This is a genomic window from Aliarcobacter thereius LMG 24486 (genome assembly GCF_004214815.1).
GTDB classification, from domain to species: Bacteria; Campylobacterota; Campylobacteria; order Campylobacterales; family Arcobacteraceae; genus Aliarcobacter; species Aliarcobacter thereius.
Genome location: NZ_CP035926.1, coordinates 801264 through 816807, shown reverse-complemented (window position 1 = coordinate 816807; position 15544 = coordinate 801264). Strand labels below are relative to the sequence as shown.

Genomic DNA, 15544 nt, shown 5'->3' with positions numbered 1-15544 from the left:
CATCTTACTAAACTCCATTAAATCTTTTATTAATATTTTTTTATCTTCTTTAATAAACTTTACATAAATATTCAAAATAATATTTAATTTTTTATGTCCTAAGCATTTTGAAACCCAAAATTATACAAATGTCTAACTTGTATCCATCTTTTAATTAATTTATATTTAAATATCTATACTTTATTTGTTTTTTATTAATTTTTTATTGTGTTATTATTAACTTTTTACTATTAAAATTATTTTGTAGCTTAATTAAATTTAACTACATTCTCCCCTAACTGAAGCGTCAATCATTTTGATTGACTCTTCTTTTTATTTATATTATTAAATTAATTAATATTTTTTATAACTTATACAAATAAAATATTTGTGTATTTATTACTCATTTTTATATTTAATTTCACTATTAATCATTTAATATTATTAGTTAAATCACTATTAAGCTTATAATAATTATTATTTAATCTTATTACTTACTAAGGAGAAAAAATGAAAAAAATATTGTTTTTACTGTTTTGTATTGCAAGTTTATCATTTGCTGCAAAATATGACTCAGTTAGAGCTGAAATGTTATCACTTTCATGTGTAAATTGTCATGGAAATAATACGAGCTACTCAACAGCTATTCCTTCTATTGTTGGTAAAGATAAATCTTATCTTTATAAAACTCTTTTAGAGTATAAATCAGGGAAAAGAGTTGATTCTTATATGATGCAAAAGCATACAAAAGGTTTTTCAAATGAAGAACTAGAACAACTTGCATATTACTTCTCAAAAATAAAATAAGCAAAGGGGATAAAATGTTAAATAGAAGAGATTTTGGAAAAATAGTTCTAAGTGCAAGTGCTTTATCTTTTGCAGCTTGTAATAGTTTAGTAAGTCCTGAACTTACAACTTTAAATGAAAATAAACAAAGAGTTGTAATAGTAGGTGGTGGTTTTGGTGGTGCAACTGCTGCTAAATATTTAAGAAAATATGATAAAGATGTAGAAATTGTTTTAATTGAACAAAATAAAGAGTATTACACTTGTCCATTTTCAAATGCTGTAATTTCTGGTATAGAAAAAATGGATTTTATAAAACAAGATTTAAATGCTCTACAAAAAAATCATAAGGTAAAAGTAATTTATGCTTCTGTAAGAAAAATTGATGGAGAAAACAATTCAGTTATCTTAGAAAATGGAGAAGTTATAAAATATACAAAAGCAATTGTAAGTCCTGGAATTGATTTTAAATTTGAAAAAGGTTATACAAAAGATAACCAAAAATATGCTCCTCACGCAGTACAAGCAGGAGAGCAAACATTATTACTTCAAAAACAACTAGAATCTATGAAAGATGGTGGAACATTTGTTCTTGTTTCTCCTGCTGATCCTTTTAGATGTCCTCCTGGTCCATATGAAAGAGTATCTTTGATTGCTTATTATTTAAAAAACAATAAGCCAAATTCAAAAATTATAATTTTAGATCAAAAAGAGAGTTTTTCTAAACAAGGTTTATTTTTACAAGGATGGAAAGAACTTTATGGAGATATGATTGAGTGGAGAGCTGGTTCTTTTGGTGGAAAAGTTATAAGTGTTGATCCAAAAAACAAAAAAATTGTAACAGATGAAGAAGAGATAGAAGCTGATGTTTTAAACTATATTCCAAATCAAAAAGCAGCTAAAATTGCATTTGATTCTGGTTTAGTTGAAAATGATTGGTGCCATGTTCATCCAAAAACATTTGAATCTAAACTTGTAAAAAATGTGCATGTAATTGGAGATGCAAGTATCGCTACACCTATGCCTAAATCAGCATTTAGTGCTAGTACACAAGCAAAAGTTACTGCTTTACAAATTTCAAGATTATTAAAAAAACAAGCTATTATTAATCCTCCAAAATTAGCAAATACTTGTTATAGTCTTTTAAATCCAAATTATGGTATTTCTGTTGCAGCTGTTTATAGTGCAGAAGATAAATCAATAGTTGCTATTGAAGGTGCTGGTGGAGTAAGTCCATTAAAAGATCCAGATGGTCATATTAGAGTTTTAGAAGCTAAGTATGCATATGCTTGGTATGAAACTCAAACAAAAGATATATTTAAATAAGATTTAGGAGTAAATCTCCTATTTCTTACATTTTATTTATAAAATATCCAACACCTTGACTATTTTTTAGAAAATCTTTTGGTATTTTTTTTCTTAAGTTTTTTATAAAAAGTCTAAGTGCATTTTGACTCATTATTGTATCATCTTCACAAAAATAATTTTGAATCTCTTCATATGGAATCACCCTATTCTTATCTATTAATAGCTTTAAAAACATTGTCTCTTTTTTTGTTAGAACTATCTCTTCATTATTATTAATTACTATTGATTTATCAAAATTTATTGAAAAATCTTCATTTATATAATAAAGATTTATATCTTCAAATGATTTCAAAAATAGTTCAAAAGCTTCTAATAGCTTCTCATTATTTATTGGTTTTACAATATATTTTGTAAGATTAAGTTCTGTTGCTTCTAGTAAATAATCAAGATTTGTATATGCTGAAGTTATGATTACTCTAATGTTTTTATCATTTTGCCTTACTTTTTTTATAAAATCTATACCATTATCATTTTCTAATTTTATATCTGTAATTATAAGATCTAAATATTCATCTTCATATTTGTTTGTAGCTTCAAATATATTAGAAGCTACAAAAACTTCTCTAAAATAATATTCAAGTATCTCTTTTATGTTTTTTTGAATTCCTAAATCATCTTCAATATATAAAACTTTATATTTTTTTAGATTAATTAAATTGTTTTTCATAGTAAAAAGTCCAATTAGTTAAAGATGTGATATTATATCAGACGATTTTTAAGAAAAGGATAGTTATTGAATAACAAAATAGAAAAAAATCTATTAAAAGCGATAATGTTAAGTTTTATTTTCACGATGAGTGCAATAGTTTTAACAATATCTCTATTTTACTACATAAACACAAAAGAGAGTTTTGATAGACAAATGGTTCTTTATGAAAATGAATTTTATGAAAAAGTAAAAGCAAATCTCAAAACAAAAGCTATGATGGTAAAAGATATTTTAAATTACAATATTACAAATTCAAATTTAAGTAAAGAAGAACAAAGAGAGTATGCTATAAAGCTTTTTAGTACTTTTACATTTGAACAAAATAGAAGTAATTATATATTCATATATGAAGTTTTAAACTATGAAGGTGGAGATGATTTTGCAATTATGATGGTAAATCCAAATAGACCTGATCTATTTGGAAGATTAATATCAACAAATGATACAGATGTAAATGGTAAAAGATTTAGAGAGATTTTTTTAAAAGATATTAATGAAAAAAAAGAGTCTTTTGTAACTTACTCTTATAAGAAACCTGATGCAGATGGCTTTATAGAAAAATTATCTTATTTTGAACTATTTCCTGAGTTTGATTGGATTATATCTGTTGGAATCTATATTGATGATGTTCAAGAAGCTATAAATATAAAAAGAAAAGGGCTTGAAGAAGAGATAAAAAAACAGATTTTCCAAAATATTATACTATTTGTTTTAGCTTTATTAATAGCAATTTTAATATCAACAGCAATATCAAATGAAATTTATAAAATACTAAAAAATTATAGAAAACAAGTTGATGAAAATGAAAAAGAGTTAAAAATACTCAATAAATCTCTTGAAGAGATGATGTTAAATATTGCTCATCAATGGAGACAACCTTTAGCTGAACTATCTTCAATATTAATGGTAATAAAATTAAAGTATGACACAAATAAACTTGATGCAATAACAATGGAGCAAAAAGGAAGAGAAGCCAATATGGTTTTAGAGTATATGTCAAATACTATTGATGATTTTAGAGGTTTCTTTTCATCAAATAAAGAAAAAGAAAATTTCATTCTTCTGGAATTAATTTCAAGTGTAATTAGTATAAATAAAAATGTTTTTTATTTAAATGAGATAATAGTTGATGTAAATATTGATAAAAATATAAAGATTTATAATATTTTAAATGAATATCAACAAGTTGTTTTAAATATTTTAAAAAATGCAAAAGATGTTTTACTAGAAAAGAATATTAAAAATCCCCAAATTAAAATATATGCTGATGATAATGAAAATAGTACAATATTATATATAGAAGATAATGCTGGAGGAATATTAATCTCTCCTATAAATAAAATTTTTGAGGCTTATTTTTCTACAAAGAATGATAAAAATGGTGTAGGAATTGGGCTTTATATGTCTAAAATAATTGTAGAAAAGAGTTTAAAAGGAAAAATTCTTGTAGAAAATAGTTCTTTAGGAGCTAAATTTTCTATTGTAATTTTTAAAGATAAGATATAAATCTTATCTTTAATTTTAATAATTATCTTTTTTAGTATCCGTACATTAAGTTTGGAAGCCATAATGATATAGCTGGAATATATGTAACTAAAGCTAATCCAAAAAGAAGAACTAAAGTCATAGGTAAAGATGCTTTTATTACTTGTCCCATTGTAAGTCCGGTAATCCCACTTGCAACAAAGAGATTCAGACCAACAGGTGGAGTAAGCATTCCTATTTCCATATTTACAACAATTATAACTCCAAGATGAATTGGATCAATTCCAAGAGCCATTCCTATTGGAAGTAATAAAGGAACAGTAATCATAACAACTGAACTAGGTTCCATAAATTGTCCCATAATTAAAAGTAAGATATTTACAATTAATAAGAACATTAATGGGCTAACATTTGCTTCTATAATCATTTGAGTAATTTGATGAGGAATTCTTTCATCTGTTAAGAAATGTGCAAAAAGCATAGCATTTGCAATAATAAAGAATATCATAGAACTTGTTTGTGCAGAATCAAGAATTATTTTATGTAAATCTTTTAACTTAACATCTTTATATACAAAATAAGAGATAAAAAATGCATAAATAACACTCACAGCTCCTGCTTCAGTTGGAGTAAATAATCCTCCATAGATTCCACCAATAACAATAAATATAATAAGTAGTGCCCAAAATGCTTCTTTAAATGAAACAACAATCTCTTTAAAACTTGCCATTTTTTTAGATTTAAATCCACTTCTTCTAGCTAATACATATGTTGCAAACATCATCATAGCACCAATCATTATTCCTGGCATAACACCTGCCATAAATAATTTACCAATAGATTGTTCAGCAATAACACCATAAACAATAAATACAACAGAAGGTGGAATTAAAATTCCTAATGTTCCAGATGTTGCAATTGTTCCAATAGCAAATTGCTCATTATATCCAGCTTGTTTAATAGCACCATACATTACTGAACCAATAGCAGCAACAGTTGCAGGAGAACTTCCACTAATAGCAGCAAATATAATAGATGCCAAAATTGCAGCAATTGGAAGACCACCTGGAAGATGTCCAACTAAACTTTTAGCAAAATTAATAATTCTTCCAGCAGCACTTCCTCTTGCAAGTAGTGATCCAGCTAAAACGAACATTGGAATTGCCATCAGAGTATAGTGATTTAATCCATCAAAAATTTTTGATGAAATTCCCATTAAATCCATATCAGTAAATAAATATGCAGAAGCTAATGTACTAGTTCCTAAAGCAACAGCAACAGGAACTCCTACAAGCATTAAACCAAAAAGTAGAATAAAAAGTGTTGCAATAACCATTATTTTTCTCCTTTTATTTCTTCTAGAATGGCTTCATGTTCGCTAAATAATTTAATATCTTTAGCATCAGTTCTATATAACTCAACTAATTTTTCAGCAACTCTATATGCAGCTGTTAAAAAAGCAAGTGGAATAACAAGTTGTGGAATCCACATTGGTACATGTAAATCAACACTCATTTCACCAAAGTCCATAAGCATTAATATTAATTGATACCCAAAATATGAAATTAAAAGTAAATAAGCAATAGATAAAAGATTTGCAAATATTAAAAAGAATTTCATAGCAATTGCAGGTAGCCTTTCAATTATAAGTGTAATTGAAATATGTGCACCCTGTTTAAATCCATAAGCTGCACCAAATAATGCAGACCATATAAATAAATAGTTAGTTAACTCACCAGCCCAAGGAAGACTCATATCAAAGGCGTATCTTAGTACTACATTAATAAAAGCCAATATAACCCCCAATGCCAGTCCAAAGACTGCCATTGTTTGGTTTATAGTTCCAACTATTACATCGATAACTTTAAAGAAATTATTCATACTTTTACTTCATTACTTTGTATTAATAGCTTTTTTGATTAGATCTTCACCAATAACTTTGTAGAATTGTGGATAAACTTTTTCCATCACTTTTCTCCAATTAGCCACTTGTGCATCACTTAACTCATAAATCTCTAATCTTCCTGATTCCTCAGCATATTTTTTTAGAGCTTCTCTAATTTTTTGATCTTCAATAGCTGTTTCTTTTCTCTCTAGTTCAGTTGCTTCTTTCATAGCAATTGCAACTTTCTCTTGTAGATCTTTTGGTAATTTATCCCAGAATTGTTGGTTCATTACAACTAAATATCCTAAGTAACCATGATTACTCATTGTTACACTTGATTGAACTTCATAGAATTTTTTTGTATAAAGATTTGAAAGTGGATTTTCAGTAGCATCAACTACACCTTGTTGTAATGCTGAATAAACTTCTGAAAATGGTAAAATTTGTGGATTTCCACCAATTGCTTTAAATTGAGCTTCAAGAACTTTTGAAGATTGAATTCTATATTTTAAACCTTTTCCATCTTCTGGGTTTAAAATAGCTTGTTTTGAACTAGATAGTTGTTTAAATCCTGCATCCCAGTAATCAAATGCAAGCATCTGTTTTTTTGCATTAATAAATGATTTTAGTTTATCTCCAACTTCTCCATCCATAACTTTGTATAAATGATCTTTATCTCTAAAAAGAAATGGTAAATCAAATAGTTGCATTTGTGGTGCAATACTTGTAAACTTAGATAAGCTTGGCATGATTAATTGAACATTATTCATAGCAAGTGCTTTCATCTCATCAGCATCTCCATAAAGTTGTGAATTTGGGAAAACTTGTACTTCAATTTTTCCTGCTGTTAATTCTTCAATTCTTTTTTTTAGGTAATCTGAAGCTATACCTTTTGGTGTGCTTGAACTAACAACGTGACTAATTTTCATAGTATAATCAGCTGCTAATCCAGAAGTTGCTAATAAAGCCGTAGCTGTAAGCATTAATAAACTTCTTTTCATCTTTTCTCCTTTTTTTAATTTGAAATTTATTGTAGCTAAAAGATATGTAACTATTATGTAAATATAGCTATAATCAACTTATTTTATATTTTTTAATAAAAGAGCTAAAATGAGACTAAAAAACACCTTTATTTCTGTATTTCTGATTTTAATTATTTTTATATCTTGGAATACTTATTTCGATACATATGCAATTGAGTTAAATTCAAACTCTCTTTTGGAAACAACTATTGCTTTTGGTAGTTTAAAATTTCTAGAAGCACTTTTAAGCCTCGCTTCAAACACACCATTTCTAGGTGCTTTATTTGAACCTATAATAAGTTTCTTATCATATATTTCAAATCTGTTTTTTCTATCTTTATTATCTCTATCTTTACAAAAAGTTATACTAATTTTTATGCAATCATACATATTAAATTCTATACTTACAATTATTATTTTTGTATATATTATAAATAAATTTCTAAATTTTTTAAGTGTAGAAAATAGTAACAAACTAGGATATATTGTATCAATAGTTATATTTTTTAGATTTTCTATTATTATTATGACTTTTTTAACAATATCTTTTGAAAATGGAATAAAATCTTATCAAAAACAAATAGCAGAAGAGAAGATAGTATATCTAGCTTCAAAGATAGAAAGTTACGAAAAGCTATTATTAGAAAACAATCAAACAATTGAAGATAAAGAGAAAAATAGTTTTTGGTTTGGATCTTTAAAAAATAAATCAGAATTAGCTCTAAAAAATTTAAAAACATATACAAAAGACTTATTAGAAGCTTATACTTTACTGGTTGCCTTGTTTTTATTTAGGAATTTAATTTTACCACTTATATTTCTATGGATATTTTATAAGTTTATTACTTCTATGTTTAGAAATCCCAAATAAAAGTTTAATTTATAAAATTAGTTTTTTTAGAAGAAAAATTACAGTTAAACTCTATAACTTTAATCTCTTCTTCTTTTTTAATATTAGAAGTGTTTCCACCACTTATAAATAAGGCATTGCTATCTTTTAATAAGCTAATCATCCCTGAACCATATTTATTATTTTTTGTTGCAAAAAATTCCCCATTTATTATTTTTCCTAAAACTGCTTCAACTCTTCTCTCTTTTACAAAAAACTCTTCTTTATTTATTACTTTTATATAGTCTTGATAAATTTCATTTGAATTTTGCATCTTATTTAGTATTGGTTTTAAAAATATATATGCGTTGATAATTGCAGCAAGTGGATTCCCTGGTAAACTTAAAAGTAAGCTATTATCTAATTTTCCAAATAACATTGCACGACCAGGCTTTAAATTAACTCCGTGATAAATTATTTCTAATCCATTTTCTAAAAAAGCTTTTGCCAAAAAATCAGCTTCTCCCATAGAAATTCCACCACTTGTTATTATCAAATCGAAATTCTTTAAATCTTTTATATACTCTATTTGTTTTTCTAAATTATCAGGAATTACACCTAAATATTTTGAATTTAAACCTTGCTCTTTTAAAAAACTTGAGATAGAAAGTGCATTTACATTATAAATTTCATCTTCTTTTGCATTTTCCCAAGGCTCTTTTAATTCATTTCCAGTTGAAATAATTGCTATTTCTATATTTGAATAAACTTCAACCATAGTAATCCCTTGAGAAGCTAAAAGTGCTATATGAGAAGAGTTGAGTTTTTGACCTTTTATTAAAATAGTTTCATCTTCTTTTATCTCTTCACCTTTTAATCTAAGATTTGAGTGTTTTTTATAATCTTTTGGAATCTCTATTCTTTTATCATCAGAATATATAGTTCTTTCAAAAGCAATTATACTATCAGCACAATTTGGAACTTTTGCTCCCGTCATTATTTTATAACACTCATTATCTTTTAACTCTTGAAAATCTTTTTTATCTCCAGCAAAAATAGTATCTAAAATCTTAAACTCAAAAATATTTTGATTATATTTAAATGCATATCCATCCATAGCTGAGTTATTAAATGATGGCAAGTTTTTGTTTGCTTTTATATCTTTTGACAAAACTCTATCTAAAGATTCAAAGATAGATATTATCTCTTTTTTATTACTCTTTTTTAAAGAGTCTATTGTAGTAAAAGTTTTTTCACAAGCTTCTTCAAAATCTAAATAATTTAATTTCATATTTTCCCCTACTAATAGCTTTTAATTTGTATATATTTTTTATACAAAATATCAACTATTTTATCTATATTTTCATCACTTATATCAAAATTAAATGAAAAACTCAAAGCATTTCTACTAATTGTCTCTTCATATCCCATATTTTGTATAACTCTTGATGGTTTAGAAAGTCCTAAACTACAACCTTCTCCATTTGATAAAAAAATTTCATCAAAAACTAATGTACGAATTAAATCCCTAGCTTTTATATCTCTTAATCCTATGTGAAAAGAGTTTTCTAAACTATTTTTATTATCTATAAAATAGTATAAATCATCTTTAAATTTATCTTCAAGTTTTTTAATAAATACATTTTTCATACTTGTTTTGTCTCTTCTTTTTAATGCTTCTAAACAAAACTTTATAGATAAAGTATCAGTAAAACCAATATTTTCCTGAGAGATATTTTCATCATTAAAACATAAAATTCCTGATATGAAATATCCACTTAATTTATAATTATCAAAATATATAAGATCACTATATGAAGAGAAATCAGCACTTGCATTTGATATGATTTTTGCTTTTGTAAGTTTTTTAATCTTATTTATATCTACTTTTAAAAAAGTATCCATAATATAAGAAGATAAAAAGATATAATCAAAATCCATATTCTTTATCTTTTCTAAATCAATATTTCCATCTTTTGCAAGTTCAATAAATTCTATTTCAAATCCTAAATTCCTATAAGTTTTAGCAGCTTCAATTAAAGCTAAACTTTCACCTTGACTTACAGCAATTTTTCCTTTTAACTCTATAAATAGTGATAAAAAGCCATCTTTTGAAAAAGAGAATGTTTTTAATTTCTTAAAATTATATATATTTAAAAACTCTTTTGTAATATTCTCAAATTCATCATTTTGTACTAAAGAATCTAAAGAATAAGAGTTTATATCAAAATTTATATCTAATTTATTGTATTGTAAATAGTTTAATTTAATCAACTTTCACTCTTCCACTATGAGTATATACATTCATTTTATGCTCTCTTGCAAAACCAATTAATGTAACTCCATGTTCATTTGCAGCTTTAATTCCTTCATAAGTAACAGCTGCTTTTGAAACAACTATTGGAATTTTATGCATAACACATTTTACAACCATCTCATTTGATAATCTTCCAGTTACATACAAAATTGATTTTTTTAAATCTTTCCTTGCAATAGTTGCAAGACCAATTACTTTGTCAATTGCATTGTGCCTTCCTATATCTTCAGCTTCATAAATAGTTTCATCTTCTAAAACTATTCTTGCTTTATGAACACAACCTGTTTGGTCAAAGAGCTTTGAAGATTTATTAAATTCACTCATTTGTTCCAAAATTTTTATAGATTTTAATTTAAAATTTGTACTTATAAATGAGCAGTCAAAAACTTTATCAGCATTTCCTGTAACTCCAACACAACAGCCTGAAGTCAAAGTTTTTTGTTTAAATAAGTTTTCATATGCCAAATTTGATATATCGGCTTCTACAAAAACGCTTAAACCATCTTCACTGATTTTTAATGATTTTATATCATTAATATTAGAAATCACTGCTTCACTTAATAAAAAACCAATAATATGTGCATCTTGATGCTCTTTTATTGTCATTACAGATATTAATTTTTCACCATTTAAATAAAAATCTATTTTTTCATCTTTTATAACAAAATCTTCAAAACTCTCAAAACTATTTTCAAGAAATTTTTCTACAATAATTGTCTTTGAATTATTATCTTTTTTAAAAAAGGTTGAGGCAAATGCCTCTGAACCTAAAAAATTATTCATTTTTTTGCTTCTTTTGTAGAAATATCTTCTAAAATATCAGGAGCAATTTGCTCTAAATATTCTCTTGGATATTTTCCTGTAATTAAACCTTTAAAATTACCTTTTACAGCAACTAAACTTGAATATACAAAATCAAGTAAAAAGAACATAATTAGTACACTAGCTCCAAAATGCAGATATAAAAGTGCTCTTTTAAATTGAATAAATTGAGCATTTGTATATGCATCTGGATGAATAAACCATATTAAAAATCCACTAAGAAGTAATCCACCACCCATAGCAACAAAAACTATAAAGATAATTCTTTTCATAGGTGTATGTTTTCCAGCTAAAACTATTTTATGAATAAGGCTATTTTTTGATAATATTTTTAAATCCTTAAAAGCTATTATACTCATCATTAACCAAAATGGAAACCATAGTATTCCTGTAACTTCATGTGTTCCTCTTAATATATATGGAATATATCCACCTTCACTTCTCAAACTCCAAGTTATATTAAACCCTGTAATAATTAAAGCAATAATAATAATTACATTTAACCAAATTATAGCTCTATGAACAAGTGAAAATACTTCCACTTGATCATTTGGATTTGTAACAATAGCTTCTTTTCTTCCATAGAAAGCATACATAAAGCAGAAAATCGCAATTTCAGCTACAAAAACCCACCATATATAAAGTTGTCTTTCATTACTAGCTCTAATAATTTCAGGTGCTATTGCTCCATAATTTGGTCCAAAAGCTCTATTTACCATCTCTTGGTAGTGTGTTTCTGCTGGAACTAATATACCATCAATATTTCCACCTGTTAGTATATGAAAAGTATATTTAATTAGATATTCCCAATCAATTACCATTAAAAATCCAACAAAAACTCCACCAACAACTGATAGTCCTAAAAGGGTATAAATATAGGCTTTATTTTTTTCAAAAAATGAGCTATTTTTCATAAATTATCCTTACCAACCATATGAAGGCGTTGCTATACCTTTACCTTTATTTATTGCTCTATATGTTTTAATTAAAGCAACTTCATTCGCATCACCTACAAGAAGAGCTTTTGTTGAACACATAGAAGCACACATAGGAACTTTACCTTCACTAATTCTATTTTGTCCATATTTATGGAACTCTTCTGGTGAATTTGTCTCTTCAGGACCTCCTGCACACATTGTACATTTGTCCATTTTACCTTTTGTACCAAATGCTCCATCTTGTGGAAATTGTGGTGCTCCAAATGGACAAGCAAATAAGCAATATCCACAACCTATACACTTATCTTTATCATGTAAAACAATTCCATCTGTTCTAATATAAAAACAATCTGTTGGACATACTTGTTGGCAAGGTGCATCATCACAATGCATACAAGCCATAGATATTGAATATTCTTGTCCAATAACACCTTCATTTATTGTAACTACTTTTCTTCTATTAACTCCAACTGGTACTTCGTGTGCTTCTTTACAAGCAACTACACACCCATTACAATTAATACAAAGATTTTCATCACAATAAAACTTCATACTTGAAAAATCTACTTTATTACTCATAGTTAACTCCTTATGCTTTCTCTATTCGTACAAGCGAACATTTTGTTTCTGGACAAGCTGTTTGTTGATCAAATCCATAACTTGTAACTTGAGTTGAGTTTTCACCCATTGCATATGGTTGTGTTCCTTCTGGGTATCTATACAGTAGATTTTCTCCACTCCACCATCCAGAGAAGTTTTGAGGTAAAAATACTGAAGTTTCATCAACTCTTAAACTTATTTTACATTTAATCTTGATTTTTCCACCATTTGTACCATATACCCACATCATTTCACCATTTTTAATTCCTAGTTTAGCAGCTAAATTTGGATGAAGCTCACCATACATTTCAGGACTTAACTCAGCTAAGTATTTACTAGATCTAGTTTCAGTTCCTGTTCCCATATGCTCAACAACTCTTCCTGAAACAATATTAATTGGATAATCATTTACCCAAGTTTGTTGTATTTGTCTACTTCTATAAGGAAGATTTACTCTAAAATGATTTTTCTTATCAGCACTTGCTGGATATTTATCAATTAAATCTGGTCTAAATGAGTGTAAAGGTTCTCTATGTTTTGGTATTGGATCAATAAATCCTGACCAAACAACAGTTCTAGCTCTTGCATTTCCATAAGGAACAAGTCCAGCTTCAAGTGCATATTTTACTAAAATTCCACTATCATCAGTTTTCCAGTTTGTACCTTTTACTAACTCTTTTTCTTTTGCTGTTAATTTAATTCCAGCTAAAGCTTCAATATTTTCTGATGTGATTTCTGCATATCCACCTTTAATTTTTGAACCTTTTGGATAACTTCCATCTGCTGCTAATAAACTAACTCCTTCTCTTTCTAATCCAAAGTTTGCTCTAAATCCCATACCACCTTGACTTACAGGTAAATCTGTATTATACAATACTGGACTTCCTGGGTGAGTTACACTCCAACAAGGCCATGGTAAACCATAGTATTCTTTACTGAATTCACCTGCTCCTAAAAGTGTAGTAGGATTAAATAAATGCCAATTCTCTTGTTGTTTTTTAATTCTTTCTGCAGTTACACCTGTCATACCAATAGTTTTTAGTGCTCTTGCAATTTCATCTGTTGCATCTTCTGGCCATTTGAATTCATTTCCTTTACCCATACCTGCAACTAATTCATTATAAAATCCCATTCTTTTTGCAAAATCAAATAATATTTCATGATCTGTTCTTGCTTCAAAAAGTGGTTCAACAACTTTTGATCTCCATTGTGCACTTCTTCCTGTATTTACAACTGTTCCACTAGTTTCAACTTGTGAAGCTGCTGGAAGTAAAAATAAATTATCTGTTCTTGAAGTTATAACAGCAGCATCATTTACATAAGGATCAATAAATACAACTAAATCTAATTTATCTAATGCATCTTTAATTCTTTTAACATCTGTAACTGTTGATATACCATTTCCAATACAAACTAGAGCTTTAATTGATGTTCCACCATTGTATTGAGCATTTTCTTCTTTTAAAACTCCATCAGCAAATAATGAAAGAGAGTTCCCTTTTGCTTCCATCATCTCTTTTGTTTTAAATCTTCCTTTTAACCATTCATAGTCAACTTTCCATTGTCTAGCAAAATATTTCCATGAACCTTCAGCAAGACCATAATATCCTGGTAATGTATCAGATAAACAACCAATATCAGTTCCACCTTGAACATTATCGTGTCCTCTTAAAATATTACATCCACCACCAGCTTTTCCAACATTTCCAAGGATTAATTGCATAATTGACCCAAGTCTTGTATTAGATGATCCAATAGTGTGTTGTGTCCAACCTTGATTCCAAATTAAACATCCAGGTTCTGCACTTGCATAAAGTGTTGCAGCTTGAATTAAAGTCTCTTTTGGAAGACCTGTAATATGTTCAACATGCTCAGGAGTATATTGTTCACACTCTTTAAATATCTCTTCAACACCATAAACTCTATCTTTTAAATATTTTTTATCGTACCAATTATTTACTTTTATAAGTCTAATCATTCCATATAAAAATGCAATATCAGTTCCTGTTCTAATTCTACAATATAGATCAGATTTAGCAGCAGTTTTTGTATATCTTGGATCAACAACAATGATTTTTGCACCATTTTGTTCTTTACCTTTTAAGATATGTTGCATAGCAACTGGATGATTATCAGCTGGATTTGCTCCAATAATAATAATAGCCTTAGATTTGTGCATATCACCTAAGTGATTTGTCATAGCACCATATCCAAATGTATTTGCCACACCGGCAACTGTTGGGCTATGTCAGATTCTTGCTTGATGATCTATATTATTTGTTCCAAACATTGAAACAAATTTTTTAATATAATATCCTTGCTCATTACTAGTTTTTGCTGATCCTAGGAACATTACAGAATCTGGTCCAAATTTTTCCCTTAATTCAAGCAACTTATCAGAAATTTTTGACATTGCATCATCCCAAGATACTCTGTTCCATTTTCCAGCAATTTTTTCTGTTGGGTATTGTAATCTATTTGTTGATCTGATTTTATCAATCATATCAGCACCCTTACAACAGTGACCTCCTCTACTAATTGGGTGATCCTGAGCTACCTCTTGTCTTACCCATACACCATTTTGAACTTCAGCAATAACTCCACATCCTACTGAGCAGTGTGTACAAATTGATTTTACTAATTTTGAACCAGGAAAAGGATTTCTTACTTCCTCTTCTGTTGCATCTCTTAGTACTTTATTTGTATTTGCAAAAGCAGATGTAGCAGTAAAAGCTGTTGCTAGTGAAGCCATTTTAAGAAATGTTCTTCTACCAAAGCTATTTGCTCCCATACTATCCTCCTTTG

14 protein-coding genes are annotated in these 15544 nt (G+C 27.5%); 4 read left to right on the top strand and 10 right to left on the bottom strand.

Annotated elements, in window-relative coordinates; genetic code table 11:
• Positions 1 to 489 precede the first annotated feature (489 nt).
• Both ATH_RS04235 and ATH_RS04230 read left to right on the top strand, forming a co-directional pair.
• Positions 490 to 786: a c-type cytochrome gene (locus tag ATH_RS04235; RefSeq protein WP_083190935.1), complete on the top strand. Its 297-nt coding sequence runs from the start codon at positions 490 to 492 to the stop codon at positions 784 to 786.
• Positions 787 to 800: 14 nt separating this feature from the next.
• Entirely contained in the window at positions 801 to 2090 is a 1290-nt protein-coding gene (locus ATH_RS04230; protein ID WP_066390513.1) for an NAD(P)/FAD-dependent oxidoreductase, read from the top strand.
• Positions 2091 to 2115: 25 nt separating this feature from the next.
• Here ATH_RS04230 and ATH_RS04225 read toward each other — a convergent pair whose 3' ends face one another.
• Positions 2116 to 2799 (bottom strand): response regulator transcription factor, encoded by a 684-nt coding sequence (locus ATH_RS04225; protein ID WP_066183645.1) that lies wholly within the window; start codon positions 2797 to 2799, stop codon positions 2116 to 2118.
• 66 nt (positions 2800 to 2865) lie between these two features.
• Between ATH_RS04225 and ATH_RS04220 the strand changes: the two genes are divergently transcribed.
• On the top strand, positions 2866 to 4347 hold the full coding sequence (locus ATH_RS04220) for a cache domain-containing protein (RefSeq protein ID WP_066183641.1): 1482 nt from the start codon (positions 2866 to 2868) through the stop codon (positions 4345 to 4347).
• A gap of 31 nt (positions 4348 to 4378) precedes the next feature.
• Here the strand turns inward: ATH_RS04220 and ATH_RS04215 are convergent, their stop codons facing one another.
• The 3 genes from ATH_RS04215 to ATH_RS04205 are packed head-to-tail and all read right to left on the bottom strand — an operon-like array spanning position 4379 to position 7212.
• Positions 4379 to 5662, bottom strand: coding sequence for a TRAP transporter large permease (locus tag ATH_RS04215; protein WP_066183638.1), 1284 nt, complete (start codon positions 5660 to 5662; stop codon positions 4379 to 4381).
• The gene (locus ATH_RS04210) at positions 5662 to 6207 is read right to left on the bottom strand and encodes a TRAP transporter small permease (protein ID WP_066183636.1); all 546 of its coding nucleotides are present in this window, start codon (positions 6205 to 6207) and stop codon (positions 5662 to 5664) included. Before ATH_RS04210 ends, ATH_RS04215 begins: the two co-directional genes overlap by 1 nt.
• 12 nt (positions 6208 to 6219) lie before the next feature.
• The gene (locus ATH_RS04205; RefSeq protein ID WP_066173588.1) at positions 6220 to 7212 is read right to left on the bottom strand and encodes a DctP family TRAP transporter solute-binding subunit; all 993 of its coding nucleotides are present in this window, start codon (positions 7210 to 7212) and stop codon (positions 6220 to 6222) included.
• A 109-nt stretch (positions 7213 to 7321) separates the two neighbouring features.
• Here ATH_RS04205 and ATH_RS04200 point away from each other — a divergent pair, with 109 nt between their 5' ends.
• A complete protein-coding gene (locus ATH_RS04200) occupies positions 7322 to 8104 on the top strand; it encodes a hypothetical protein (RefSeq protein WP_066183634.1) in 783 nt (260 codons plus the stop codon).
• A gap of 4 nt (positions 8105 to 8108) precedes the next feature.
• Here ATH_RS04200 and ATH_RS04195 read toward each other — a convergent pair whose 3' ends face one another.
• From ATH_RS04195 to ATH_RS04170, 6 genes are read right to left on the bottom strand one after another with little or no spacing between them, the layout of a single operon-like run.
• Positions 8109 to 9353, bottom strand: a complete 1245-nt coding sequence (locus tag ATH_RS04195; protein WP_066183632.1) for a molybdopterin molybdotransferase MoeA — start codon at positions 9351 to 9353, stop codon at positions 8109 to 8111.
• 11 nt (positions 9354 to 9364) lie between these two features.
• The gene (locus ATH_RS04190; RefSeq protein ID WP_066390515.1) at positions 9365 to 10336 is read right to left on the bottom strand and encodes a cysteine desulfurase; all 972 of its coding nucleotides are present in this window, start codon (positions 10334 to 10336) and stop codon (positions 9365 to 9367) included.
• Entirely contained in the window at positions 10329 to 11162 is an 834-nt protein-coding gene (gene fdhD, locus ATH_RS04185) for a formate dehydrogenase accessory sulfurtransferase FdhD (protein WP_083196678.1), read from the bottom strand. The genes ATH_RS04190 and fdhD overlap by 8 nt, the downstream gene beginning before the upstream one ends.
• Entirely contained in the window at positions 11159 to 12115 is a 957-nt protein-coding gene (locus tag ATH_RS04180) for a cytochrome b/b6 domain-containing protein (RefSeq protein WP_066183627.1), read from the bottom strand. The genes fdhD and ATH_RS04180 overlap by 4 nt, the downstream gene beginning before the upstream one ends.
• 9 nt (positions 12116 to 12124) lie before the next feature.
• Positions 12125 to 12718: a formate dehydrogenase FDH3 subunit beta gene (gene fdh3B, locus ATH_RS04175; RefSeq protein ID WP_066183623.1), complete on the bottom strand. Its 594-nt coding sequence runs from the start codon at positions 12716 to 12718 to the stop codon at positions 12125 to 12127.
• A 10-nt stretch (positions 12719 to 12728) separates the two neighbouring features.
• On the bottom strand, positions 12729 to 15530 hold the full coding sequence (locus tag ATH_RS04170) for a molybdopterin-dependent oxidoreductase (protein WP_083190933.1): 2802 nt from the start codon (positions 15528 to 15530) through the stop codon (positions 12729 to 12731).
• Between the last annotated feature and the right edge of the window lie 14 nt (positions 15531 to 15544).

Excerpts from the sequence above, each read along its gene's own strand:
- ATH_RS04235 (WP_083190935.1), top strand. The coding sequence starts at position 490 with ATGAAAAAAATATTGTTTTTACTGTTTTGTATTGCAAGTTTATCATTT.
- ATH_RS04230 (WP_066390513.1), top strand. The coding sequence starts at position 801 with ATGTTAAATAGAAGAGATTTTGGAAAAATAGTTCTAAGTGCAAGTGCT.
- ATH_RS04225 (WP_066183645.1), bottom strand. The coding sequence starts at position 2,799 with ATGAAAAACAATTTAATTAATCTAAAAAAATATAAAGTTTTATATATT.
- ATH_RS04215 (WP_066183638.1), bottom strand. The coding sequence starts at position 5,662 with ATGGTTATTGCAACACTTTTTATTCTACTTTTTGGTTTAATGCTTGTA.
- ATH_RS04210 (WP_066183636.1), bottom strand. The coding sequence starts at position 6,207 with ATGAATAATTTCTTTAAAGTTATCGATGTAATAGTTGGAACTATAAAC.
- ATH_RS04205 (WP_066173588.1), bottom strand. The coding sequence starts at position 7,212 with ATGAAAAGAAGTTTATTAATGCTTACAGCTACGGCTTTATTAGCAACT.
- ATH_RS04200 (WP_066183634.1), top strand. The coding sequence starts at position 7,322 with ATGAGACTAAAAAACACCTTTATTTCTGTATTTCTGATTTTAATTATT.
- ATH_RS04195 (WP_066183632.1), bottom strand. The coding sequence starts at position 9,353 with ATGAAATTAAATTATTTAGATTTTGAAGAAGCTTGTGAAAAAACTTTT.
- fdhD (WP_083196678.1), bottom strand. The coding sequence starts at position 11,162 with ATGAATAATTTTTTAGGTTCAGAGGCATTTGCCTCAACCTTTTTTAAA.
- ATH_RS04180 (WP_066183627.1), bottom strand. The coding sequence starts at position 12,115 with ATGAAAAATAGCTCATTTTTTGAAAAAAATAAAGCCTATATTTATACC.
- fdh3B (WP_066183623.1), bottom strand. The coding sequence starts at position 12,718 with ATGAGTAATAAAGTAGATTTTTCAAGTATGAAGTTTTATTGTGATGAA.